A 25876-nucleotide genomic window follows, 5' to 3' on the forward strand; every position below is an offset into this window, starting at 1 on the left:
GTTCGCGGTTCCTTTCCAAAGCGCCGGAACCGACGGGGGCCGTATGCCGGGCCGACGGTTGTATGGGCTCAGGGGTACCGGATGACCGGGGGTGGGGGGTGGCAAACGTGGGCGGGGGCGGGATGACCTGGGTGGGTGCAGTTCCGGCCTCGGCAGCGGGGGTCCGGGGCGCCGACGATTGCGGCCAGGGCTAGCTCCACGTCGTCGGTGCGCAGAGTGTTCATCCGTGAGGTGGGTGCGGCACTCAGCGCTTTCGGCTGGGACTCGGTGTTGTTGCTCGACCTGGCGATCGGCGCGCTGGGCATCGTGCGGACCTTGCCGCTGTGTCCCGGCGGCGGAAAGCCGCGCCACACGGATCGCCGGCGGTAACTGGGCTGGACGGTGGGCGAAATCCTGGCCGCATACGGGGTGGTCCTGGCAGCCGCCGTGCTACTGGCGCTCCGCGAACGCCGGGCAGGGAGTCCGCTCATGCCGCTGCGGGGGCCGGTGAACCCGGACACCTGGAAGGCCGTATCCAGCTCTCCCCTTTTTCAACCAGGATGCCGGGTTGGCGCGGTGAGGCCGCGCCTCCCGTACCTGCTGCCCGTCGCCCTCCTGGTGATGGCCCTGGCGCTGAAGGCGCCGACGTTCATGCGGGCCGGCGGGACTCCGACCTGCGGGCGGCGACCGGCCGGGCTGGCATGGCCTTCTCGGTAGCGGGCAGACCTGCCCCCTCGGCCCCCGGCACGCCCGCTACCTCGGGGAGCGGCTACCGGACGCTCCTGCCTCCACCGCTGGCTCTTGGCCGGTCGTCGTCGCTCCGGGCCACGTCTGTGCTCTCTCTGCGCGCTTGTCACTCGTGTCTCTGTGCCGGTTGTGGGGTGTTGGCCTGTGTAGGTCAGGGCCGGTTTGGCTGGTGGGTGGGGGGTTCTGTGGGTGGGGGTGGGTGGGGAGGGTGGTGGGTGTCCGGGTGGTGGGTTGGGGGAGGGGTGGTTGTGGTGGTGGGTTGGGTTGTGCGGATGGTTGTGGTGGTTGTGGTGGGTTGGGGTGGGGTGGTGGGTGCTGCGGCGGCTTTGGCTCCGGTGGTGGGTGGTGGGTCTGGTTCGTTGTCGGTGGTTTCTGCTGCGGGGTCTGCGGGGTCTGCGGGGTCTGCGGGGTCGGCTGGGTCGGCGGGGTCGGCTGGGTCTGGGTTGGGGGTTGTGGTGGTGGGTTTGGATGATTCGGGGTGGCAGGGGGCTGGGGTGTGAGCGGGGTGGGTGTGGGGTCTGAGGTGGAGTCGGCGCCGGGTGCGGGTGCGGGTGCGGGTGCGGGTGCGGGGTCTGGGGCGGGGTTGGGGTCGGTGGGTGTGGGGTTGAGGCCGGTGGGTGCGGGTGCGGGTGCGGGTGTGGGGTCTGGGGCGGGGTCTGAGATGGGGCGGGTGGTGGGTGTGGGTTCTGGGGCGGGGTCTGAGGTGGGGCCGGTGGTGGGTGCGGGTGCGGGTGCGGGTGTGGGTCCGGTGGTGGGGTCGGTGGGTGTGGAGGGTTCGGAGTATGTGAGGGGGTTGTGGGAGGGGATCGGGGGGGAGCCGGTGTGGGTGTTGGTGGGGGTGTTGGGGGTGGGGTTCTCGCCGCGGGGTGGTGGGGTGGATGAGGGGTTTGTGGGGGAGTTGGCGGAGTCGGTGTCGGGGTGGCCGGCGATTGTGGTGCATCGGGCGTCGATGACGGTGGTGGACGGGGTGCACCGGTTGTGTGCGGCGCGGTTGCGGGGGGATGAGCGGATCGCGGTGCGGTTTTTCGAGGGTGGGGTGGAGGATGCCGCGTTGCTGGCGGTGGCGGTGAATGTGCGGCATGGGCGGGCGTTGCCGGTGGGGGACCGGGTGGCGGCTGCGGAGCGGTTGGTGGTGGGGCGGCCGGAGTGGTCGGACCGGGCGGTGGCGGCGGTGGCGGGGTTGTCGGCGCGGAAGGTGGCTCAGGTGCGGCGGGAGTGCGGGGCGGTGGTGCCGGTGGTGCGGGTGGGGCGGGACGGGCGGGCGCGGGCGGTGGGTTCGGGGTCGGCGCGGGCGCGGGAGGTGGCGTGCCGGTTGTTGCGGGAGGAGCCGGGGGTGTCGTTGCGGGAGATCGCGCGGCGGGCGGGGTTGTCGCCGGCGACGGTGGCGGATGTGCGGGACCGGCTGGGGCGGGGTGAGGATCCGTTGCCGCCCCGGCAGCGGGCGGCGCAGTCCCGTACGGCGGCGTGTGGGGGCGGTCCGGAGGGGGTGGCGGTGGTGCGTGTCGCCGGCCCGGACGCGGCTGCCGGGTTGTCCGGTGCTGCGGGTGCGGGGGGTTCTTCGGCGGTGCCGGCGGGGGTGCCGGCCGCCGGGCCTGCCGGATCTGCCGGGATGTCCGGCGGCGGGGTGACCGGGGTGGCTGGGTCTGCGGGGATGTCCGGCGGCGGGGTGACCGGGTCTGCCGGGCAGCCCGGCGGCGGGGCGGCCGGTGGCGGGGTGGCCGGGGTGCAGGGTGCGTCTGCCGGGCCCTCCGGGTCTGCCGGGCCTTCCGGGTCTGCGGGGCCTTCTGGGTCTGGTGGGGTGGGGGCTGCGGGTGGTGGGGTGTCGGCGGGGGTGACGCCGTTGGTACGCGCGCACGCTCAGCCGGGCCGGCCGGTCCGGCGGTCCCGTTCCGGGGATTTGAGGAGTCCTGTTGAGCTTCTGGCGGTTTTCGATGCGTTGCGGCGGGATCCGTCGTTGCGGCTGAATGATGCGGGACGGAATGTGCTGCGGATGCTGGATGCGTGTGCGGGGGTGGTCCGGGACCGCCGGCGGGTCCTGGACGCCGTTCCCGCGCATTGCCGGCGTCCGCTGGCCGAGCTGGCCGAGGGGTATGCCGAGGGGTGGCGTGTGCTGGCGGAGGAACTGCGGGACCTGGACCTGCCGGATTCCGGCCTGGCCCACCCCTCCTCCCTGGGCGCCTGACCCCACCCAGGGCCCCCAGGGTCTTGGCGGAAGGCCATGTGTGTCCCCCTGCGCCCGTCCGCAGGGGGACCTTCCTCTTTCTTCCGGTCGTGCCCGAGCCCAGGAGGCCGTGCCCGAGCCAAGGGGCCGTGCCGGAGCTCAGAAGGCTGTGCCCGGGTGCAAGGCTGTGGCCGTTGTCGCTCCAAGAGGGTTGTGGCTGTTGTCGCGAGTGGGTCTGTGTTTCCGCTGCCGCGCCTGCCGGCGGGGATTTGCGGGGTCCGGTTCGGCCGGCGTGTGCCGTTCAGCCGGTCCGCAGTTGAACCCCCGTGACCTCTTCGGTCGTGTGTGTAGAAAAGGAGGCGTGTCCCCGGCGCCGAAAAGGGAGCTGCTCGCTGAAAAGCGGGGGAGCGTGTCCCGCCGCCTCTCACCCGGCAGGGCACCTGGACGGGGGGCCGGCCCGCTGTATGCGATTGCGCACGCCCCCCAGTTACCCCCCTTTTTTTTGCGTCGGCCGCGTCTGCGTTTGACGAGTCCCGCCTTGCCGCCGTACAGGGAAGCCGCCCCCCGGCCGGTAAGAGGGGACCTGTTCTCCGCCGCCGCAGTCCACCCGGGCGGATCTGGGCTCTGGGTTTTCTCTGCTGTGAGTGTTCAACTGTGTTCGTCCGCGGTTGAGCACTCTTTTCCCGCAGCGGTTCCCGCGTGAAAAGGCCGCCCGCGCCGGCGGCGTCGTAAAAGGCAGCCGTGCCCCGGCGCGGTGGAGGGAGTCCCCGGCCGCTGCCGATGGCTCGTCCGCGCCGCGAGGAGCCGACAGTTGAGCACTCTTTTCCCTGCGGCTCCTTGCGGCTCCTTGCGGCTCTGCGGCGGTTCCCGCGTGAAAGGGCCCGCGCCCCTGGCGTTGTCGTCAAAGGGAGTCGGGTCCCGGCGCGGTGGAAGGGAGGCCTTCCCTGCTACTGCGGAGGGCCCCGTTCTCGCCTACGGAGGGAAGCCCCCCTGTGCCCTGCCGCCACGTGCCCGTTACCGGTTCTCACCTGGCATGGGGCGGCCTTCGCCGGGGTCCGCCCGGCCCCGGTCTTCCGTGTCCAACTGCGCCCGTCCGCAATTGAACATCCTGACCCCGTCGCCCCGTCGCCCCGTGGACCGTTGTCGGTGCCCGGTGCCCGGTGCCCGGTGCCCGGTGCCCGGTGCCCGGTGCCCGGTGCCCGGTGCCCGGTGCCCGGTGCCCCCTGGCGTGTGGCGTGTTGTGTCTCTTCTCTTCGTCCTGCCCCTGCCCCTGCCCCTGCCCGTGTCCCTGCCCCTGCCCCTGCCCGTGTCCCTGCCCCTGCCCCTGCCCCTGCCCCTGCCTCTGCCTGTGTTGGTGCTGGTGTTGGCGTCTCGTGTGTTTCTGGATATCCGGGATCTCGTGGGTTTCTGGTGTTCAGGTTTTTGGTCCGTTGACGTCGCGCCTGGCTGGGGGTGAGTATTTCGTCATCGCCGGAACACCCCGGCGGGAATGACCGGGAAACAAGAGGGAGTGAACAGCATGGAGAACACCGTGGCGTTCGACGACATCGAGTTCATCGAGACCTCCGCCGAGCTGCTGGCGACGTCGTACTACGTCAACATCCAGTAATTGCTGATGCGGCCGGAGGGGCGGCCCGTCTACAGGCTGCCGCCCCTCCGCCGCATAAAAGAGGGTTTTCGTCCGCGCCATCGGGCATTGAAAGGAATGCAATGTACGACTTCACATTCGAAGATCTGGTGGGGGACGAAAAGGTCTTCTTTGCCGAGTACTTCGACAAGAAGCCCCTGCTGCGGAAGAACGCGATGCCGGGCGATGTGCGGGACATCCTGTCGGTCCGTAAGCTCGACGAGCTGCTGCACATGGAATCGATCCGGCCGCCTTACATCAAGGTCAACCACAACGGTTCCGGGGTGCCTGAGAAGGGCTACACCCGCAGTGTCGTCGTGCAGGGTGTGAACATCACCGACACGGTCGTGCCGGAGAAGATCTACGAGCTGTTCAGGGCCGGCGCGACGGTCACCTGGTGCTCGCTGAACCAGATCGTGCCCGAGCTGCGGGACTTCACCCGCGTCATCAGCGACAAGATGGCCGTGCGCACCGACGTGGTGGGGTTCATGACGCCCACCAAGAAGCGCGGCTACCTCCCGCACCACGACCCGGTCGACCTGTTCATCGTCCAGCTCGAGGGCACCAAGCGGTGGAAGCTGTGGGACCTGCCCGCCCAGCGGGACGGCGACAACGCCTCCTACACCGACGAAGAGCTCGGCGAGCCGGTCATCGAGGTCCTCCTGGAGCCGGGCGACGTCCTCTACCTGCCCTACAACACCCCGCACGCGGCCGCCGCCGAGGACCAGGTGTCGCTGCACCTGTCGATCATGATGCGGCCCCGCATGTGGAAGGACCTGCTGCGCGAGACGTTCGAACAGGCCGCCTCCAGCCCGGAGTTCAACCAGTACCCGCACATCGGTGCCCTGCGCGACGCCGGTACCGAGGCGCTGTTCCGGCAGAAGATCGCCGCTCTGGCCGCCCGGATGGACGCCCTGGACAGCGGCGCCGAGCTGGACCGGCTGGCCGACCTGGGCCGCACCATGCCGGGCAGCTCGCACGGCACCACCTTCCAGACGATCGCCGAGACCGACCGCATCACCCCGGCGGTGCTGCTGCGCCGTACGGCGGCCGTGGTGGAGTTCGGCGCGAACGACGGCGGCCGGACCCAGATGACGGTCAACGGCCACAAGATCGCGGTGCCCACCCCGGTCGCCGAGACCCTCGCCGGCCTGGAGGCCGCCGAAGTCCCGGCCGGCGACATCTTCCCCGGCGTCGACGCCGACCGCGCCACCAAGGCCGCCCAGGGCCTGACCCGCCTCGGCGTCCTCGAAGTAGCCCCCCGCTGAAACCCCGGCCCCCCGGCGGGCGGCCGCCCGGTCCCGGACCGGAGCACCGGACACGGCCCGTGACCACCGGGGCACCACCCCTGGCAGGCGGCCGCCCGGCCCCGGACCGGCACACGAGCCCACCAGGGCCACGGCCCCCGGCACACCACCCGGCCCCGCCGGCACACCACCCGGCGCCGGCCGTGTGCCGGCCGGCACCAGCGGCCTCCCACCGGCTGCTGCCGGGCCGCCGGCCCCGCCACCCGCACCAGAGCACCGGCCACCCCGGTACGCACCACCCCCCCCGGGGGGGGACTGCCCGCCCCGGTACGTGTACACCGGCCACCGCCCCGGTACCCGGTACTCCACACGCTCTCGTGAACAGGGGGGCGCCCCCCAAGGGGGGATGCACCATCCCCGTTACCGCCCACGGCAGTTGAACCCCGGACACCGCCCCGAAGGGGGAGTGCCGAGGCACGACACCGGCCCGCAAACCCCGGGGCATCCCCGGCACGTAACACCCCGCTTCCCAAACGGCAGTTGAGCCCCGCAGGGTAAGGCGCCGGCCCGCAAGCACCGGCCCCGCACCGCCGCTTAACGCCCGCTTCACAACCGGTAGTTGAGCCCCGCAGGGCACGGCGCCGGCCCGCAAACCCCGGGGTACCGCCCCCGGCACGTAACACCCCGCTTCACAACCGGTAGTTGAGCCCCTCGGGGTACGGCACCGGCCCGCAAACCCCGGAGTCCCACCCCGGCACGTAACACCCGCTACTCACCCGGTAGTTGAGCCCCTCGGGGTACGGCGCCGGGCTCGCAGACCCCGGCCCCGCCTCCGGCACGTACCACCCTTTACCCACCCGGTAGCTGATCCCAGGGGCACGGCGCCGGCTCCCGTCCACCGGGCACAGCCCCGGCCTGCAACACCCGGCACCACCTGCCGCCCCTGAAGTTGAACACCCGTCACCGTCCCTGAAGTTGAACACCCGTCACCGCCGCTGAAGTTGAATCCCGGGCACGGCACCCGCCCGCCCCCTCCGGGGGGAGGGGCACCGCACCGGCAGTCGCACCCCGAGCACCGTCCCCGGGCAGGACGAGCACCGAGCACCACCCCGTCACCTGCCCCCAGGACACCCCACCCCGCCCCACCCCTTAGGGGGACCGCACCCCGCCCGCACCCAGGGGGAGCGCACCCCGCCCGCCCCCCTTTTGGGGGACCGCACCCCGCCCCGCCACCCAGGGCACCGCACCCGCCCCATCCCCTAGGGGGACCGCGCCCGCCCCATCTCCTAGGGGGACCGCATCCCGCCCGCCCCCTAGGGGCACCGCCCCGCACCCCGCCCCCCCTTTTGGGGGACCGCACCCCGTCCGCGCCCCCCTGGGGGTGGCGTCCCGTCGGCCCCGGCCCCCCCTCTCAAGTCCCCGCACCGGCACCACAGTTCCCACCCCTGGCCCCACCCCGTCCGCTGGAGGCGAAGAGCGTGGACACATCCACGACCCCCCAAGGCTTCGAAGACCTCGTCGGAGACCGCCAGGTCTTCTTCCAGGAGTACTTCAACCGCAAGCCGCTGCTGCGCAGGGGCGCCCTGGACGGCCGGGCCCGGGATCTGGTGTCGGTGCGGCAACTCGACGACATCGTCGCGATGGAGACCGTCTCGCCCGCCTACCTGCGTATCGCCAAGGACGGCCGCGGTGTCCCCGCCAAGGCCTACACCCGGACCGTCACCGAACGCGGCGCGGCGCTGGCCGAGACGGTCGTGGCCGGGCAGGTGTACGAACTGTTCCGCTCCGGCGGCACCGTCACCTGGAACGCGCTGAACCACTTCCTGCCCGCCGCCCGCCGCCTGGCCGACCTGTTCGCCCACACCTTCGCCTGCCCGAGCGAGGTCGTCGCCTTCCTCACCCCCGCCGGCAAGGACGGCTACGCCCCCCACCACGACCCGGTCGACGTCTACGTCCTCCAGATCGAGGGCACCAAGGACTGGCGGATCTGGGAACCGCCGGCCGGCCGCCGCGCCGACAAGGCCTCCCACCGGCCCGAGGACCTCGGCCCGCCCGCCATCGAGACCACGCTGCGTGCGGGTGACGTCCTGTACCTGCCCTACGGAACCCCGCACGCAGCGGCCGCAAAGGACCAGGTGTCCCTGCACCTGTCGGTCACGGTGGAACCGCGCCGCTGGCGCGACCTGCTGGCCGAGACGGTCCGCGACCTGCTGCAGGACCCGCGGTTCGACGGCTTCCCGCCCCTGGCCCACCCCGCCGCCCCCGACACCGCCGCCGCCTTCGAAGACCTGGCCGCCCGGCTCGCCGGCCTGCTGGCCGGCACCGATCCGGCCGCCGAGACGGACCGGCTGCGCGAGACGGGCCGCGCCCGCGCCGGCGCCGGCCGGCCCCGGGAGTTCGAACGCCTGGCGTCGGCGGACGCCCTCACCCCCGCCGCCCTGCTGCGCCGCAGCCCGGTGCCGCTGGAGATCGGGCCGAGCGACGGCGCCAGGAGCGCCCTGGTCGTCAACGGCCACCGCCTGGCCGTGCCCGACGCCGTCGCCGAGGCCCTGCGCGGCCTGGAGGGCGGCCGCGCGGTGCCGGCGGCCCGTTTCTTCCCGGGCGTGGACGAAGCCCGCTCCGTGCACGTCGCCCAGGGGCTGACCCGTCTGGGCGTGCTGGAAACCGCCGACCGCAACTAGGAGCTGACACCCCACCATGACCGACACCACCCGACCGGCCCCCGCCCCCCGGGCCGCCGTCCCGGCCGCCGCCGGGGCGGCCCCTGCCTGGCGGGACGTCTACGTCCTGGCCGGCATGCGGGGGCTGTCCTTCGCCGGCGACATCGCCGCCGCCACCGCCCTGACCCTGCTGCTCCAGGCAGGCGGCGCCGGATCGTACGCGGTCATGGCCCTCCTGCTGGCCGCCGCCGTCCCCCCGGCGCTGCTCGCGCCGCTCACCGGCCGGTTCGCCGACCGCTTCGACAGCCGCCGCCTGATCGTCACGGTCGCCTCGCTGCAGATCCTGGCCTGCCTGGCGATGACACAGACCACCGCCCCCGTCCTGCTGATCGTGCTGGCGGTACTGCTGTCCACCGGGCTGGCCTTCACCCACCCGGTGTTCGCCGGGCTGCCCGCCGCGATGGTCGGCAAGGACAACGTCCCGCGCGCCTCGGCGATCTCCCAGACCACCGCGATGGCGGGCATGGTCATCGCCCCCGGCATCGCCGGCTTCCTCACCGCCCACTTCGGCGTCCGTGTCTCCCTGCTGCTGGACGCCGCCTCCTTCGCCGTCGTCGTCGCCGGCGCCCTGACCATCCGCACCCGCCTGCACCACACCACCCCCGCCGCCCAGAGCCCCGGCAGCGGGGAGAAGGCCGCCGGGCCGGTGTACCGGGTGAGCACCGACCGCTTCCTGCGTTCCATCCTTGCCGTCAGCGGCGTCGTCATGGCGGCCGCCAGCATCATCAACGTCCTCATCGTCTTCTACGTCCGCGACACCTTCGGCGGCTCCGAGGAGACCTACGGACTGATCATGTCCGCCTGGATGGCCGGCCTCGTCCCCGGCGCCCTGCTGGTCCGCCGGATCAAAAGACTCAGCCACGAGGCCCTGCTGATCGGCTCGTTCGTGTGCATCTCGGTCGGCATCCTCGCCACCGGCCTCGCCCCCGGCGCCTGGTGGATCGTGCCCTGCTACCTCATCGGCGGCTTCGGCAACGGCGCCCAGGCCACCGTCACCCACATCGTCATCAACCTCCGCGTCCCCGACAGCCACCGCGGCCGCGCCTTCGCCGCCCTCGGCGCCGTCTCCAACACCGGCCCCGCCCTGGGCTACCTCATGGGCGGCGTCATCCTCGGCTTCATCCAGCCCCGCTACGCCTTCCTCCTGGCCGGCACCTGCTCCCTGCTCGCCGTCCTCGTCTTCCACCGCGCCCTGCTGCACACCACCCACACCCCCAACCCCGCCCCCGACAGCAAGCCCGCCCCCACCCCGGCCACCACAGGCACCGCCCCCGCTCCCGCCCCGGTCTCGGGCAGTGCCCGCCCCGGCGCCACAGGCACGGCCCCCGCCCCGGCCCCGGTCTCGGGCAGTGCCCGCCCCGGCGCCACAGGCACGGCCCCCGCTCCCGCCCCGGCCTCGGGCAGCGCCCGCCCCGAAGCGACGTACACCGTCCCGGCCCCGGCCACGGACAGCGCCGCGGGCAATACCCGCGCCGATGCCGGCCTCACCGCCGCGGAACCCGCCGCCGGCACGCTCACCGCCCCGCCCGCCGGCACGGCCCCGGCCCCGCCCGCCGGCACGCTCACCGCCGCGGAGCCCGCCGCCCCGGCCCCGGCCGCCCCGTCCCGTCCCGTCCCGGACAAGGCCGCCTCCCGGTGAGCGCGGTCACGGCGTACGACGTCGACACCGATCCGGACGTCCGGCCGCAGGACGACTTCCACGCCCATGTCAACGGCCGCTGGCTGGATGCCTTCCGGCTGCCCGAGCACCGGGCGGAGGCGACCCTGCTGTCCCTGCTGGGCGAGAAGGTGCAGGACGACGTCGTCGCCGTGATCCGCGACACCGCCTCATCCGGGACCACCGGGGGCGCGGGGCGGCAGATCGCCGACCTGTACGCCAGTTTCATGGACGAGGCGGGCATCGCCGAGCGCGGCCCCGCCGCCCTGACCGCCCTCCTGGATACCGTGCGCGCGGTCACCGGCCGTGCCGAGCTGGCCCGCCTGATGGGCCGGCTGCAGCGCGAGGGGGTCGGAGGGCCGGTGGAGGCGACCGTGGAGGCCGACACCACCGGCGCCCGCGGCTATCTGCTCACCCTCACCCAGTCCGGTCTGGCGCTGCCCGGCGGCCCGGCCGCCTACCTGGAGCCCGCCCACGCCGCGCTGCGCGCGCAGTACGCCGCACATGTGGAGGCGGTCCTGGACCTGGCCGGCCAGGCCGCGCCGGGGGAGGCGGCGCGGGCGGCGGTGCGGGTGGAGTGCGCGCTGGCCGCCGCCCACACCCGCCCCGACGCCTCCGGCCGTATCCGGGCCGATGCCCTGGTGACCACCGCCGCCGACCTCACCACCACCACCGACGGCACTGACGGCACCGGCACCACCGACGGCACCACGGGCACGGCCGGCGCCGAGGAGGGTGGCGGTTTCCCGTGGGGTGCGTTCCTGGACGGCCTCGGCGACATCCCGCCCGGCGCCCGCCTCCAGATCCGCCCGGGCCCCTACCGCCCGGCGCTGGACACCTGGTGGAACACCACCAGCCTGGAGGATCTGAAGCTGTGGCTGCTGTGGCTGCGGGTGCACGAGGCGGCCCCGTTCGCTCCGGCCGCCCTGTTCGCGGAGAACTTTCGCTTCTACGGCCAGGTCCTCACCGGCTCCCGCGCGTCAAGGCCGCGCTGGATGCGGGCGACGTCCTTCGTGCAGAGCGTGCTGGGCGACGAGGTGGGCGAGCGCTACCTGCGCCGGCATCTCGCGCCCGGCACCCTGAAGGCCGCCGCCGACCTGGTGGACGCCCTGCGGGCGGCCTACCGGGACTGCCTGGAGCAGGCGGCGTGGATGGGCCCGGACACGCGGGAGGCGGCGCTGGCGAAGCTGGACGCCCTGCGCGTCGAACTCGGCCACCCCCGCGACACCGCCGGCCGTGCCGCGCTGCGCACCGACCCGGCCGATCTGCTGGGCAACGTGCGCCGGGGCCGCGCCCGCTGCTTCGACCGCCAGCTCGGCCGGCTGGGCGGACCGGTGGACCGGGGGGAGTGGAAGGTGGCGCCGCAGGCGGTCACCGCCTACTACCGGCACGGCCTGAACCAGGTGGTCGTCCCCGCCGCCCTGCTGCAGCCGCCGCTGTTCGACGCGGGCGGCGACATGACCCGCAACTTCGCCCTGCTGGGCTCGGTCGTCTGCCACGAGATGTCCCACGCCTTCGACAGCCGGGGCTCGCGCTACGACGGCGAGGGCCGGCTGCGCGAATGGTGGAGCGAGCAGGACCGGGCCGAGTACACCCGCCGCACCGCCCTCCTCATCGGCCACTACGACGGTTACGTGCCCGAGGGGCTGGACGGGGAGCACGTCAGCGGCGCCCGCACCGCGGGGGAGAACATCGCCGACATCACCGGCCTCACCGTCGCCTACACCGCGTTCGCCGCCCACCTCGCCGCCTCCTGCCTGGACCGGGCCGGACGGCAGGCGCAGACCCGCCGGTTCTTCGCCCTGTGGGCCACGATGTGGCGGGTCAAGCGCACGCCGGGCCGGATGCGCGAGCGGCTCGCCCACGACCGGCACGCCCCGCCCCAGGTGCGCTGCAACGCCGTCCTCGGCCATGTCCCGGCGTTCTACCGGGCCTTCGGCGTCACCGAGACCGACTCGATGTTCATCCCGCCCGAGGACCGGTTCACGCTGCTGTGACCGGCACGGCCGGCCGACGGCCCGTCAAGGAGGCACACCATGCCCCACACCCCCGCCCACGCCCAGGCCCGCCCTGCCGCCGCGCCCGCCGTCCAGGCCGCGCCGCCGTCCGGGGACACCCCGGCGCCGCCCGCGCGGGCCGTGCGGTCCGACGCCCGGTCCGCACCGCCCACCGCGCAGGACACGCCGCCCGCCGCGCAGGAGACGCCCGTACGGGGCACGCCCGTACGGGTCACTCCCGCGCCCGCCGCGCCCGCTGCCCCCACCGCGCCCGCCGCGCAGGACACGCCCGTACGGGACACGCCCGTACGGGACACGCCCGTACGGGACTCTCCCGTGCCGCCCGTGCCCGTGCGGGCGGTGTCCGGGCAGCCGCGGGTGCGGCCCTGCTACGCGCCGGGCGACGGGCAGGTCTGGCATCTGCTGCGCCTGGTGCCCGGCCCGGACATCGCCGTGCCCGCGGCCGCCTCCCTGCTGGCCGTCACCGTGCCCGCGGCGGCGGCCCTCCTGGACCGCCTCACCGCCGGCGGCCTGTGCGAGCGGACCGCGCCGGGCCGCTACCGCCCGCGCCCCGCCCCGTCGGCCCACCCGGCCGCCGCCCGCCCCGGCGACAGCGCCGCCCTGCGCCGCCTGGCCGGCCACTACCTGCACACCGCCCACCACGCGGACCGCACCGTCGCCCCCCACCACCCCCACCTCCCCCTCGCCCCCCTGGAGCCGGGCTGTACCCCGCAGACCTTCGCCTCCCGGCAGGCGGCGCTGGCCTGGCTGGACGAGGAACACACCACCCTGACCGCAGTGCGGGAACTGGCCCGCGACACCGGCGAGCGGTGGACGGTGTTCCACCTGGCCGCCTGCCTCAACGGGCACTATGTCCGGCGCGGCCACACCGCTCTCCAGCAGCAGCAGTGGGCGGACGCCCTGCGCGCCGCGCACGCCCTGGGCGACCCGGAGGCGCAGATCACCGCCCACCGTTACGCCGGGCAGGCCGCCAGCCGCGCCGGCCGCCACCGTGAGGCCGTGGCTCATCTGGAGCGGGCGGTGCGCATCGCCGAGCGCCACGGAAGGCCGGGTCCGCAGGCGTGGGCGTACTACATCCTGGCCTGGACCGAGGAGATGGCCGGGCAGGACGCCCCCGCGCTGACCCATGCGATCTGCGCGGCGGGACTGTTCGCCCGCGCCCAGCAGTGGACGGCCCAGGCCGACGCCCTCAACGCCGCCGGCTGGTACTTCACCCGCCTGGGCGAGACCGCCCACGCCGAGCGGTACTGCACCCGCGCCCTGGACCTCTCGCGCCGCCACCGCTACCGGGGCGGGGAAGCGGCCGCCCTGGACAGCCTGGGCCTGCTCGCCCAGCACAGCGGCCGGCACGAGGACGCCGCGGCCGCCTACCGGGCCGCCCTCGCCCTGTGCCGGGCCCTGGGCAACACCTACCAGGAGGCCGGCGCCCTGGACCGCCTCGGCGACAGCTACGCCGCCACCGGCCGCCCCGGCGACGCCCGCACCGTCTGGGAGCAGGCCGCCGCCGTGTACCGCGCCCAGCACCGCCCGGGGGAGGCCGCCTCCGTCGAACGCCGCCTCGCGGCCCTCACCTGAGAACCACGGCCGGAAACCACGGCACAGCACAGCACGGCACGGCAACGGCACCACGGCACGGCACGGCAACGGCACCGAGCACGGCACCGAGCACGCGGCAAAGGCACCACCCGGGAAATGGCGCACACGCCAGAGCCAACCGACCTCCGAAGGAATCCGAGATGTCCGCTGTCATAGAAATGCCCCCCGAAATCGAGCAGAGCGAGAAGATCGCCGTGTTCTGCGGCGCCCGCGACGGCGCCCGCCCCGCCCATCTGCTGCTCGCCCGCGAATTCGGCACCGCGCTGGCCCGCCGCGGCCTGGACCTGGTCTACGGGGCCGGCGGGGTCGGGGTGATGGGCGCGGTGGCCCACGCCGTCATCGACGCCGGCGGCGACGTCACCGGAGTGGTGCCCCGTTTCCTGCACGACCGCGAACGCGCCGACAACGCGCCGGGCGCGCTTTTCCTGGTGCGTTCCATGCATGAACGCAAAGCGCTCATGTACCGGCTCTCTGCGGGTTTCGCCGTACTGCCGGGAGGATTCGGGACGCTCGACGAGCTGCTGGAGGTGGCGACCTGGAACCAGCTCTCGCTCATGCGCAAACCCATCGTCGTGGTCAATCACCACGGCTTCTTCGACCCCCTGCTGCGCATGCTGGACCACCTCGTCCAGGAAGGCTTCCTCAAGGCGGGGGAGCGGCGCCTGATCCAGGAGGGCCGCACCGTCGAGGACGCCATCGACCTGCTCACGGCCTCCCGCGCCGAGCCGGTCCCGGCAACCGCCTGACCCCGCCCGCACCCTGCCCGAGGGCGCCCCCGGCCGCACACGCGGCCCGGGGGCGCCCTCACGCGTTTTCCCGGAAGAAAAACGTCCAGGAATGGTGTCCAACTTTCCCGGCAACAACGGCAGTTGACGCCGGCGCCCTGCCGGGGCGAATATTTCATCACCGCCGGAAAACACCGGCGGAAACCGAGACAGGTAAAGGAGTGAGCATCATGGAGAACACCGTGGCGTTCGACGACATCGAGTTCATCGAGACCTCCGCCGAGCTTCTCGCGACCTCGTACTACGTCAACATCCAGTAATCACCTGCTGCGGCCGGAGGGGCGCCCCGGATACCCGGGAACGCCCCTCCGCCGCAACATAAAAAAATACAACGGAACATGCGGGCGCGAAGACAAGAAAAACTGTCTTCGCGCCTTTTTGCTGTTCAATTCCACCACCATTGACCGGCCTTTCCTGCTGCCCCTAAATTCGGGGGCATGAAGTTCACAGACATTGATCTCCTTCCTGTTCTGGGAAAGCCGACACTGTCGGGCGACGGCCGGTTCGCCGCGGTCGCGGTGACGCGCCCCGACCTGGCCGCCGACGGGTATGTGTCCGAGCTGTGGCTGGCCGCCACCGACGGCAGCCGGCCCGCCCGCCTCCTCACCCGCGGCCCGCACGACGCCGCCCCGGCGTTCTCCCCCGACGGCCGCCACCTGGCCTTCCTGCGCCCCGGGCCCTCCGGCCCCGGCCAGATCCACCTGCTGCCCCTGGACGGCGGCGACGCCCGCCCCGTCACCAGCCACCCCATCGGGGCCGGACAGCCCGTGTGGAGCCCGGACTCCACCCGCCTGGCCTACACCGCCCGCGTGCCCGCCCCCGGCCGCTACACCGGCGCCCCCCACAGCGAGCCGCCGCGCCGCATCACCACCCTGCGCTACTGGGCGGACGGCTTCGGGTTCACCGTCGACCGGCCCCGCCACCTCTTCGTCACCGACCCCTTCGCCGACGACCCCGCCGCCGCCACCGTCCAGGTCACCGACGGCGACTTCGACCACGCCGACGTCTCCTGGAGCCCCGACGGCCGGCTCCTGGCCTTCACCGCCGCCCGCCACCAGGGCGCCGGCGACGACCTGCGCAACGACCTGTGGGTGTGCGCCCCCGACGGCAGCGGCCTGCGCGCCCTGACCGGCGGCGGCCTGATCCTGGGCTGCCCCCGCTTCGCCCCCGACGGCGCCACCCTGTGCTTCGCCGCCGAACCACTGGACGAGAACAACAACGCGTTCGCCACCATGAGTTACGGCCTGTGGTCCGCCCCCGTCGACGGCACCGCCCCGGCCCGCCGCCTCACCCACGAGGACTACCACCTCAGCTTCGCCAGCCAGATGATCCACCCCGTCGCCGACGGCGTCCTCTTCGCCGCCGACCACCGCGGCGAGGTCCACCTCCTCCTCGTCCCCTACGACGGCACCACCCCCACCCCCCTGATCACCGGGGCCCGCCAGGTCAACGCCTACGCCGCCACCGACACCCCCGACGGCCTCGTCGTGGCCGCCGTCGTCTCCAGCGCCACCAGCGCCGGCGACCTGGTCAGCCTCCGCGACGGCCAGGAACACCTGCTGACCGGCTTCGGCCCCCGCCTGACCGAACAGACCGACGTCCTGCCCGTGGAGGAGTTCACCGCCACCACCGAGGACGGCTACGACCTCCAGGGCTGGATCGTCCGCCCCCGCGGCGAAGGCCCCCACCCCGTCCTGCTCCAGATCAAGGGCGGCCCCTACACCCAGTTCGGCTACACCCTCAACGGCCCCGCCGCCCTGGACGAGGCCCTGGTCTACGCGAGCGCCGGCTACGCCGTGGTCCTGGGCAACCCCCGCGGCTGCTCCGGCTACGGCCAGGAACACGGCATGCACGTCGTGGACGACCTGGCCCGCAAGACCTCCCCCGACCTCCTCGCCCTGCTCGACACCGCCCTGCAGGCACCCGACCTGGACGGCAGCCGCGTCGGAGTGATGGGCGGCTCCTTCGGCGGCTACATGGCCGCCTGGATGGCCGCCCACCACGGCGAACGCTTCAAGGCGTTCATCGGCGAGCGCGGCCTGTACGCGGTGGACAGCTACGCCGCCTCCAGCGACGACGGCGTGAACGTCGCGATCGCCCTGTACGGCGCCGACCCCGCCCGCTGGGCCGAGAAGAGCCCGCTGACCTACGTCGACTCCATCACCAAGCCGATGCTGATCATCCAGTCCGACGAGGACCGGCACTGCCCCATGGAGCAGGCCCAGCGGCTGTTCGTCGCCCTGAAGACCCGCAACGTCCCCGTGGAGCTGCTCCTGTTCCCCGGCGAGGGCCACGACCTGTCCCGCTCCGGCCTGCCCAGCCACCGGGTGGCCCGCTTCGAAGCAGTCCTCGAATGGTGGAACCGCCACCTCTGACCGACCCCACCGGCCCCGCCGCCGGCCCGCGCGGCCGGCCCCGGGCCTTCACCGGCCCCGCGCGGCCGGCCCCGGCCAGGGCCCACCGGCCACGCCGGGCCAGGGGCCCGTCACCGGCCCCGCCGGGCTCGGCCCCGGATCGGGCCGTCACCGGCCCCCTCGGCCGGCCTCGGGCCAGGGCCTACACGGGCCACGCCGGTCCCGGGCCTTCACCGGCCCCGCCGGGCTCGGCCTCGGGCCAGGGCCCGTCACCGGGCCCGCGCGGCCGGCCTCAGGCCAGGGGACTCACCGGCCACGCCGGGTCAGGGCCGTCACCGGCCCCGCCACCCGGCCTCTGGCGCGGCCCATCACCGGCCGCCACCCGGCCCGGCCCCGGTACCCCGCCACGGGACCGGGGCCCGCCGCACCGCCCCCGGCACCGCCCCTGGCCCCGCACCGCCCCTGCCCCGCCCCTGCACCACCCCCGTCTATGCCCCGACTCAACGGATCTGGAGGACTCATGAGTCAACCAGTGGCCCACCGCCGCACCGCCCAGCCCGCCGTCGACGCCGAGCGTCTGCTGCGCCGCGTGGAGGAACTGGGCCGTATCGGCCGTGACCCGGTGACCGGCGGCATCACCCGCGAGGGCTTCAGCCGCGCCGACCGCGAAGCCCGCGCCTACGTCCTGAAGGAGAGCCGGGCCGCGGGCCTGGCCACCTCGGTGGACGCGGCCGGGAACCTCATGATCCGCGCCCGCCCGCCGGGCACCGCCCCCGCCCGCCCGGCCGTCCTGATGGGCTCCCACCTGGACACGGTCGTCAACGGCGGCCGCCTGGACGGCGCCTACGGCGTGCTGGCCGCCCTGGAAGTGGTGCAGGCGTGCGCCGAGTCGGGCGTGGAGAGCGCGTTCGAGCCGGTGGCGGCCGCCTTCTCCAACGAGGAAGGCGCCCTGTTCCCCCAGCCGTTCTTCGGCTCCTCCGTCCTGGCGGGCCGGCTCGCCGACCTGCCCCGCGAACCCCTCGACCACGACGGCCACCCCCTGCGCGGCCCCCTCGCCCTGGCCGGCGGCGACCTCGACGCCCTGGGCAGCGCCGTCTGGCCCGCCCACTCACTGGCCGCCTACCTCGAACTCCACGTCGAGCAGGGACCCGTCCTCGAACGCGCCGGCAACCGGATCGGCGTCGTCGACGGCATCACCGGCCGCACCGTCCTGACCGTCGAGATCAGCGGCAGCGCCGGCCACTGCGGCACCACCCCGATGCCGGGCCGCCGCGACGCCCTGGCCGCGGCCGCCCGCCTCACCCTGGCCGTCGAACGCCTCGCCACCACCGCAGACCTGTGCCGGGTCGCCACCGTCGGCCGCCTCGACATCCACCCCAACTCGCCCAACACCATCGCCGACACCGTGCGGCTCACCGCCGACCTCCGCGACACCGACGCCGCCCGCCTGCGGCAGGCCGAAACCGTCCTGGACCGCGAACTGCAGACCCTCGCCCGGCAGACCGGCACCCGCATCGAGACCCTCGCCCGCGTCCACTCCGCACCGGTGTCCACGGCCGCGCACCTGCGCGCCCTGATCGAGGAATCCTGCCGCGAGGCGGGCGCCCCCTGCCAGGAACTGCCCAGTGGCGCCGGCCACGACGCCCAGGTCATCGCCGACCTCACCCCCACCGCCATGATCTTCGTACCCAGCGTGGGCGGCGTCAGCCACGTACCCCACGAGGACACCCACCCCGCCGACCTGGTCCTGGGCGCCGAAGTCCTGCTGCGCACCGCCCTGAAGACCGCCCACGCCCACTGACCCCCAGGGCCCGGTGTTCAACCGCGCCACTCCGCAGTTGAACACCCCACACCCGCAAAGAAGACCGTGCTAGCCCACACTGGCCGGCAGATGCCCGTACTGCACCGCCCGCACCCCGGCCTGGAAACGGCTGCGCGCATCCAACTGCGCCATCAGCGTGTTCGCGAAACGCCGCGCCGTACGGGGAGAGACCCCCAGCTTCCGGGCGATCGCGTCGTCGGTGTACCCCTCGGCCAGCAGATGCAGCACCTCGGCCTGCTGCCGGGTCAGCCCCTCCTGCTCCGGCCCGGCCGCCGGAGTACCCAGCGCCTCCGCCGCCTGCCAGGTGTTGTCGAACAGCGCGCACAGCGCCGCGATCAGCCCCGGCGCACTGAGCACCACCGCACCCACCGACGTGGCATTGCTGTCGGCCGCCATGATCGCCACCTGCCGGTCACAGATGATCATCCGGTTCGGCAGCGACGGCACCGTCCGCACCTGACCGCCCTGGTCCATCAGCCACTCCGCGTACGCCACCGTCGCCGCGTCCCGGCGGATACTGTCCAGATAGATCGTCCGCATCTGCACCCCCCGCTCCAGCAGCCGCTGGTTCAGCGGACGCGACGCCTGCATATTCGCCTCCGTCTGCGGCCCGCCCGGCGCGAACGCCAAAAACTCGTGACGCACCTGATGGTTGAGCGCCATCAGATAGTCCCGGATCGACTCCAGCCCCCGCAGATACTGCACCCCCGCCTCGGGCACATCCTCCTGCTGCCCGGCGAACTCCGAGATCAGCCGCGCCGCCACCGCACGGCTCGCCTCCACCCGCTGCTGCTGCGCCGCCAGCTCCGCCTGCTGCCGCGCCAGCAGGATCTCGATACCCAGATGAGGGCTGACCGCATGCAGTTGCGTGGGGTCCTCGGTGGAAAAACGCACCAGCGCCAGCTCGCTCAGGCGGTCCAGCGCGTCCCGGATCTCTCCCGCCGGTCTGCCCAGCCGCGAGACCAGCCCCTCCACCCCGTCCTCGGGATGGGCCAGCATGGCCCGGTACACAGATTCGGTCTGGTGGTCGAGCCCGAGAAGATCAAGCATCTCATTCCCCCGACAGGTCTGTACGCCACCTGAATCGCTCAAGGCCGATGAGCGCGCGCCTCAACCGCTGTTAAGGAGAGGAGAGTAGTGCAGATGCGCCCGCAGTCGGCCGGATACGCACTCTCTTGGCCCAAGACTGACCGTTCCCACAAACACCCGCCCAGCGGGAAGCCGGGGGAGCCCCCAACCCGCCCGCCCCGGTGCGGTGTTCAACACAGCCGACATAGACGCCACCCCTGACTCATGCCATGTTGCACTTTCCGCTGTCCGCCGCTCACCCGGCAGACAGTTCCCACGCCGGCAGGAAACCCGCCATGTACCTCGTCCATGTCCACGTGCAGCCACCCGCGCACGGCGTCCTCCTGCCCAGCGGGACGGCCGACGCCGTGGCCGCCTGCGGCCGGGACCTGACCGGGATCGAACACGTCGTCGTCCACGCCGACACCCACCCCCACCCCGTCATCGGCGTCTACATCTCCGCCGCCACCCTCAAAGCCGCCGAGGAAACCGCCGTCACCCTGTGGCGCCGCACCCTCCACGACCACCACTGGCTGCACTCCTGGACCCTGCTGCGCGCCGAAGTCCCCCTCATCCCCATCGACGCCGACGGACCCCTGTGAAACCCCCACCCCCCACCCCCACCCTCCCTGTCCTAAGTAGGTCATGGACGGTTTGACCTGCACGTTTCCCCCTTACAGCAGCACCCGCAAAACGGCACCCTCAAAGGAGTCAGCGAACCCCGGACACCGGAGGCACACCCATGGCGGTCGGCGACACAGCTCGGGGCACAGCCGCAGCACCCCTCCCCACGCACCAGACGTCCGGCACGACCGACAACGACTCCGGCTGGCAGTAACCCCCGCCACCCGCCCCCCTCCCACCTCCCAAAAACGCCCGCCCGAAGGAACAGCCATGGACGTCATGACCGCCGTGCTGACCCGCCGCAGCGAACACCAGCTCACCGAACCCGCCCCCAGCGACGAGGAATTCGCCTACCTCCTGCGCGCCGCGGCCACCGCCCCCGACCACGGCCGCCTGCGCCCCTGGCGCTGGATACTGGTCCGCGGCGAAGGACGCACCGCCCTGGGCCGCAGCTTCGCCGACGACTACGACGGCCCCCAGCCCCGCCGCGAACAGGCGCGGACCAAACCCCAGCGCGCCCCCCTGCTCGCCACCCTGGTCTTCACCCCCCAGCACACCACCATCCCCGAATGGGAACAGCTCGCCGCCACCAGCGCCATGGCCGGCTCCCTCAGCCTCCTCCTGCACGCCCGCGGCTTCGGCAGCGTCTGGCGCACCGGCCCCTTCACCCGCTCCGAAGCAACCCGCCACACCCTCGGCCTGCACCCCGAAGAACGCCTCCTCGGCTGGCTCTACATCGGCACCCCCCACCACCCCCGCACCCCCAGACGCCGCACCCCCCACGACATCACCGACCACATCACCGTCTTCACCCCCCACCTGCTGCCCCACTGACCCCACCCCGCCCCCACACCCGCCACCACCAGGGAGGCACACCACTTCCACCACCGCTGATGCATAAAACGCATAACAGATCTCCTACGATGACCCCATGAAGATGACGCTCGGCGAACGCGTACGAGCAGCCACCGCCGCCCTCATGCACCTCACCGGCGAAAACCAGGCCGACCTCGCCACCGCCCTGGGCATCAGCCAGACCCAGATCAGCCGCCGCCAGTCCGGCAACGCCGCCTGGAGCCTGAGCGACTGCGAGGCCCTCGCCGCCCACTACGGCATCGACGTCCTCGACCTCCTCGCCGGCCCCACCCGCGCCCGCGACACCCTGGCCCCCCACCGCCACCGCACCCCCGCGGCCGCCCAGGAAACACCCCGATGACCGACTTCAACGCCATCGACGCCCTCCTCGCCGCCGCCCGCACCCCACCCGCCCTGCCCCCCGCCGACCACCGCCGCGCCCTGCGCCAGGCCCTCCACCTCACCCGCACCCAGGTGGCCCAGGCCCTGGGCGTGAGCCCCTCCACCGTCGGCGGCTGGGAAACAGGACGCGACCCCAGCGGCGAACTCCGCGAGAAATACGCCTACTTCCTCACCGCCGCCGAAGAAAAACTCCGCGCCCACCCCGAGGCACCGGCCCACCCCGAGACCGGCCCCACCGGCGAACCCACCCCAGCAGACCAGGACGAGCCCCCGCCCGCCCCCCAGCCGTGCGTCCTGTGCGGAGCCCCCGCCACCGACGAGGTCGAGGGCTACCCCCAGCACCTCCACCCCGACGACTGCACCCACCCCACCCCCACCCCACCCCACAGCCCCCACCCCACCCCAGCCCCAAACCCCCGCGCCCCAGCGCGAAGCCGCCCCCGCGCCCCGCCCCGAAGCCACCCCCGCCCGCCGGCCCGAGGCCGCCCCCACGCGCACCCCGCAAACCCGCCACACCCCCACCCCCCGCCGCCGCACCTCACACCCCCACCCCCACACCCCCGACCTCATCACCCGCGCCGTCCAGGACGCCCTCGACACCCACGCCGGCGACCTCCACGCCGCCACCGCCGAACTCCAGCGCCGCGCCATCCCCGACGCCATGGCCCTCCTCGACGCCACCCGCATCGGCGCCCGCTACGACATCGTCGGACACCCCCCGCTCCCCGACATCCTCCGCAAGAAATCCGCCCACGGCGCCGACGAGATCTGGGAAGCCCGCCCCCACTGGACCCGCCTCGACCCACCCCCCACCCCCGGCGACATCACCGCCCTCGACATCAACGGCGCCTACCTCTCCGCCCTCAAGACCCACCTCCCACTCGGCGCCCTCGAATACTCCACCGGAAACGTCCACTCCCGCCGCCGCGCCGGAATCCACCTCATCACCCCACCCGAATGGGACCACCACCCCTACCTCCCCAACCCCCTCGGAAACCGCGAGGAACCAGGCCCCGTCTGGGTCACCGAACCCACCCTCCGCCTCCTCCAGCGCCTCGCCACCGACCAGTACGGCCCCCTCTGCGACCCACCCGTCATCCACGAATCCTTCACCTCCGGCGCCACGGAACAACTCTTCGAGAAATTCCGCCAAGCCCTCAGAGACGCCCGCGAAAAAGCCATCACCGACGAAGACGAAGTCACCCTGGAATACGTGAAATCCATGTATTCTAAGTTCGTGTCCACCATGGGAGAGTCGAACTACAACAGGGCCCTCTACCGCCCCGACTGGATGCACATCATCCGCTCCCAGGCATTCGTCAACCTCTGGCTCAAAGCCCACAAAGCACACACCGCCGGACTCACCGTCATGCGCGTCATGGGCACCGACGAACTCCACATCGCCGGAAACTGGCAACAAGTATGGTTGTCGGCGGCGGCCCAGGCTTGTCCGGGCCGCCGCGCATGCGCGACGGCTGCTACATGCCGCCCAGCTTGCTGTACACCCAGTTGACGAGGTTCTGGCTGACCTCGGTCAGCCCCTTCATCTGCATGCCGTTGAGCATGTGCTTGGTGATGGTGGCCCAGTTGCGGAAGTTCCCGTGCGCCGCGGCCCGGTCGATGTTGCGGATCATCTGCGGGTCGACCCCGGCCCACAGCGAGTGGAACACCGGCAGCGTGCCGACGACCTCGGCCTCGGGCATGCGGGTGAACTTCCGCCAGATGAAGATCCGCGACGCCAGCATCGGCTCACGCTTGAGGACCTTGTAGCAGTTGTCGCCGCCGGCGAAGATCACCGCGATGTCGGTCCTGCGGTCGTCCCACAGATGGCGCCAGTACTCGAACGAACTGCGGCCCATCCACTGGGCCTCGTCGCACACCAGCACGCGGAACGTCTGCGACAGCGTCTCCTTCAGCAGGGTGTCGAATTCGATCGGCCGGGTCTGCGGTTCCCCGGGCAGCCCCAGGGCGTGAAACAGTCCGTGGCGGATGTCGCGGGGGGTCGGCCCCGAGCGCAGCTCCAGGCGGTAGGTGTTGTCGGGGGCGATCTTGCGAAGCGCCGAGTTCACCGACATCGACTTGCCGTACCCAGCCGATCCGTAGGCGACCATCATGGCCTTTGCGTCGATCGTCGCCTGGATGTCGTCCAGTGTCGTCATGAGCGTGTTGGTGGCCACCAGGTGCGCATCGAGGCGGTGGAAGTGGTCGTCGTCCTCTGCGGGCAGCCTGCCGTAGTCCATGTCGCCGCTCACACGTTCTCCTCAGGAGTGTCGTCGTCCGGCCCGCTCGCGGCCAGTGGGATCGGGCGCGCCCAGCCGTCCGGGACGGACTGGTGTGGGATGTAGCCGGGATCGGCCTGCCGCAGGTCCGTGGCGTCCGATTCGGCAAGTTCTGCCTCGGCCTCCGCCTCGGTCAGCGCACCCAGACGCTCGGGCGGGACGGCGGTGGTGACGGCCTCGAAGCGCTCGCGGCGCAGCCGTGCCGCGGCCTTCATGTCCGCGCGAAGCCGCCGCGCCTTGGCGGTGCGGGCTTTGCGGACCTTGCTGACCTGCTCCTCGCTGGCCGCCTCGGCCAGAACGGCGCTGCCCAGGTACACACCGTCCAGGCCGAAGACCTCGATGGTCATGTCGTGGTGGGGCAGGTGGCGCACCGCGACACGGACGCCGGCCTGGCCGACCATCCAGGGGGCGATGTAGTGGCGGTTGCGCCACCGCACGCCCTGCGTGGTGATGGTGCGGGTGCGTCCGTCGTCCTCGAGCCCGAAATGGGCCAGCTGTTCTGCGGCAACGTCGTGCAGGGGAGTGGGGTCGCACGACCACGTCTGCATCGGGGTGCGGCCGCCCAGCGCCCTGGGCTGGTGCTCGGTGTTCCACCAGTGCACCCACTTCAGCAGCAGTTCCACGAACGCCTCGAAGGAGAGTGCGGGCTCGTCCGGGTCTGCGGTGCGCCCGCCGGTGAGCGTCTGCCGGTGCACGTAGCGCGGCATGGAGACGAACAGCATGTCCTCGACCGCACCGTTGAGCGCCTCGATGGTGCCCTTCAGGTGCGGGCTGTAGGCGGGAAGATCGACGACGGGCACGGCGCAGGCGCCCAGGGCCGAGGCCACGGTGGCACACAGGAACTCTTTGCCGCGGTCCACCCGGATCAGGCCTGGCAGGCCGCCGGCCGGGCCGAAGGGCTCGGTACGGTCCAGGGCCATCCGCAGGGCCGCCAGCACCGCATCCGCGCTGGGTGCATGGGGCGTCACAGCCACCCCCGTGATGACTTTGGTGTGGCAGTCGATGAACCAGGTCACCCAGGGCTGCACGAGCTGGTCCTTGAGCAGCACCCGCACGGGCACACACTTGTGGTCGCCCTCCCAGGCGGCGTTGCGGTGCGCGGGAGGACGCTGTGCGAACACGTCGAAGGCCCGCCGGGCGGCCTCCCCCTTGGCGAGCCCGGCCCGCTCCCCGGGCGTCAGGTCCCGGCGCAGCGCCCGGTGGATCGTCGACAGTGACGGGGCCGCAGGCATGCGGGGATCGTCCAGGGCCCGCTGCTTGAGCTCGCGGTGGACGGCGGAGGCGTTGCCTCCCCACAGCACCAGCAGCCGCCGGATCTCGGGGGTGACGCTGAACCGTGTCCGGGATGCCGCATCGACGTGGCCGGTGGCGCGCGCGGTGGCGACCCACCGCCACACCGCCCGCTCCGAGCGGCCCACGGCCGTGGCGACCAGCTTCACGTGTGCGCTGGTCAGCTCGCCGCTCTGGTCCAGCGACAGCAACCGCGGCAGCGCGGCCAGCCGCCCCGAGCGGGCGGTGAACACCGCTTTGCCGGCACCCTGCGTGCCGGCAGAAGAGTCATTCATGCGGTCTGCTCCTTAAATGGATACGAAGCGCGGAAGGCCACAAGTGCCGTGCTTCCGCAGGGCGTTGGCGGTGTCCGGGCAGGACGGTGCGGGCGGCCCCTGGGCCGTCGCCAGGGCTGTGAGGCGGCGTCATGCCAGGGGGAGGCGGGCACGGCCCAGCCGTCAGCCAGCGCCGGGTGCGAGCATCAGCACCTTCGCCAGGAAGGGGGCGTGTTCCTCACAGCCCGGCTGCCCGAGGAGCACTCGTGCGCCGGGATACCGGGGAGGACCCGGCCCGGCCGCCCTGCTGCGGCGCCGTCGGGTGGACGGCTGCGGTCGGCGCTGAGCCAGTTCTTGTCAGCGCCGGCCGCAGGCATGCAGGGGCGCCCTG

At 73.0% G+C, this 25876-nt stretch carries 17 protein-coding genes and 1 pseudogene; 15 read left to right on the forward strand and 3 right to left on the reverse strand.

What is annotated here, in order from left to right; all coding sequences use genetic code 11:
• Window positions 1–216: 216 nt before the first annotated feature.
• From ACZ3HQ_RS08880 to ACZ3HQ_RS08925, 10 genes are all read left to right on the forward strand, one after another.
• A complete protein-coding gene (locus tag ACZ3HQ_RS08880; RefSeq protein ID WP_467508999.1) occupies window positions 217–369 on the forward strand; it encodes a hypothetical protein in 153 nt (50 codons plus the stop codon).
• Between the two features lie 2347 nt (window positions 370–2716).
• Window positions 2717–2908, forward strand: a complete 192-nt coding sequence (locus tag ACZ3HQ_RS08885) for a hypothetical protein (protein WP_467509000.1) — start codon at window positions 2717–2719, stop codon at window positions 2906–2908.
• A 1689-nt stretch (window positions 2909–4597) separates the two neighbouring features.
• Window positions 4598–5782 carry a cupin domain-containing protein gene (locus ACZ3HQ_RS08890; protein WP_467509001.1) on the forward strand — a complete coding sequence of 395 codons (1185 nt, stop codon included), beginning with the start codon at window positions 4598–4600 and terminating at the stop codon, window positions 5780–5782.
• Between the two features lie 1457 nt (window positions 5783–7239).
• Window positions 7240–8442, forward strand: a complete 1203-nt coding sequence (locus ACZ3HQ_RS08895; protein ID WP_467509002.1) for a cupin domain-containing protein — start codon at window positions 7240–7242, stop codon at window positions 8440–8442.
• A gap of 16 nt (window positions 8443–8458) precedes the next feature.
• Window positions 8459–10120 (forward strand): MFS transporter, encoded by a 1662-nt coding sequence (locus tag ACZ3HQ_RS08900; protein WP_467509003.1) that lies wholly within the window; start codon window positions 8459–8461, stop codon window positions 10118–10120.
• Window positions 10117–12135 (forward strand): M13-type metalloendopeptidase, encoded by a 2019-nt coding sequence (locus ACZ3HQ_RS08905; RefSeq protein WP_467509004.1) that lies wholly within the window; start codon window positions 10117–10119, stop codon window positions 12133–12135. The genes ACZ3HQ_RS08900 and ACZ3HQ_RS08905 overlap by 4 nt, the downstream gene beginning before the upstream one ends.
• 39 nt (window positions 12136–12174) lie before the next feature.
• Window positions 12175–13731: a tetratricopeptide repeat protein gene (locus ACZ3HQ_RS08910; protein ID WP_467509005.1), complete on the forward strand. Its 1557-nt coding sequence runs from the start codon at window positions 12175–12177 to the stop codon at window positions 13729–13731.
• A gap of 161 nt (window positions 13732–13892) precedes the next feature.
• Window positions 13893–14498 (forward strand): LOG family protein, encoded by a 606-nt coding sequence (locus tag ACZ3HQ_RS08915; protein WP_467509006.1) that lies wholly within the window; start codon window positions 13893–13895, stop codon window positions 14496–14498.
• A gap of 476 nt (window positions 14499–14974) precedes the next feature.
• Entirely contained in the window at window positions 14975–16912 is a 1938-nt protein-coding gene (locus ACZ3HQ_RS08920; RefSeq protein WP_467509007.1) for a S9 family peptidase, read from the forward strand.
• Window positions 16913–17411: 499 nt separating this feature from the next.
• Window positions 17412–18692 carry an allantoate amidohydrolase gene (locus ACZ3HQ_RS08925; protein ID WP_467509008.1) on the forward strand — a complete coding sequence of 427 codons (1281 nt, stop codon included), beginning with the start codon at window positions 17412–17414 and terminating at the stop codon, window positions 18690–18692.
• A 69-nt stretch (window positions 18693–18761) separates the two neighbouring features.
• Here ACZ3HQ_RS08925 and ACZ3HQ_RS08930 read toward each other — a convergent pair whose 3' ends face one another.
• Window positions 18762–19763 (reverse strand): LuxR C-terminal-related transcriptional regulator, encoded by a 1002-nt coding sequence (locus tag ACZ3HQ_RS08930; protein WP_467509009.1) that lies wholly within the window; start codon window positions 19761–19763, stop codon window positions 18762–18764.
• 314 nt (window positions 19764–20077) lie between these two features.
• Between ACZ3HQ_RS08930 and ACZ3HQ_RS08935 the strand changes: the two genes are divergently transcribed.
• The 5 genes and pseudogenes from ACZ3HQ_RS08935 to ACZ3HQ_RS08955 all read left to right on the forward strand — a co-directional run bounded on the left by ACZ3HQ_RS08935 (window position 20078) and on the right by ACZ3HQ_RS08955 (window position 23175).
• A complete protein-coding gene (locus ACZ3HQ_RS08935; RefSeq protein ID WP_467509010.1) occupies window positions 20078–20383 on the forward strand; it encodes a hypothetical protein in 306 nt (101 codons plus the stop codon).
• A gap of 292 nt (window positions 20384–20675) precedes the next feature.
• The gene (locus ACZ3HQ_RS08940) at window positions 20676–21239 is read left to right on the forward strand and encodes a nitroreductase family protein (protein WP_467509011.1); all 564 of its coding nucleotides are present in this window, start codon (window positions 20676–20678) and stop codon (window positions 21237–21239) included.
• A 97-nt stretch (window positions 21240–21336) separates the two neighbouring features.
• A complete protein-coding gene (locus tag ACZ3HQ_RS08945; RefSeq protein WP_467509012.1) occupies window positions 21337–21621 on the forward strand; it encodes a helix-turn-helix transcriptional regulator in 285 nt (94 codons plus the stop codon).
• Window positions 21618–21755 (forward strand): annotated as a pseudogene (locus tag ACZ3HQ_RS08950) (hypothetical protein); the annotation flags it as partial. The gene ACZ3HQ_RS08945 and the pseudogene ACZ3HQ_RS08950, both read left to right, overlap by 4 nt.
• A gap of 568 nt (window positions 21756–22323) precedes the next feature.
• On the forward strand, window positions 22324–23175 hold the full coding sequence (locus ACZ3HQ_RS08955; RefSeq protein ID WP_467509013.1) for a hypothetical protein: 852 nt from the start codon (window positions 22324–22326) through the stop codon (window positions 23173–23175).
• Here the strand turns inward: ACZ3HQ_RS08955 and ACZ3HQ_RS08960 are convergent.
• Together ACZ3HQ_RS08960 and ACZ3HQ_RS08965 are read right to left on the reverse strand one after the other, a co-directional pair.
• Window positions 23141–23914: an AAA family ATPase gene (locus tag ACZ3HQ_RS08960; protein WP_467509014.1), complete on the reverse strand. Its 774-nt coding sequence runs from the start codon at window positions 23912–23914 to the stop codon at window positions 23141–23143. The genes ACZ3HQ_RS08955 and ACZ3HQ_RS08960 overlap by 35 nt on opposite strands.
• On the reverse strand, window positions 23911–25506 hold the full coding sequence (locus ACZ3HQ_RS08965; RefSeq protein WP_467509015.1) for a transposase: 1596 nt from the start codon (window positions 25504–25506) through the stop codon (window positions 23911–23913). The genes ACZ3HQ_RS08960 and ACZ3HQ_RS08965 overlap by 4 nt, the downstream gene beginning before the upstream one ends.
• Window positions 25507–25876 lie beyond the last annotated feature (370 nt).

Source organism: Streptomyces sp. NPDC018263, assembly GCF_055562575.1.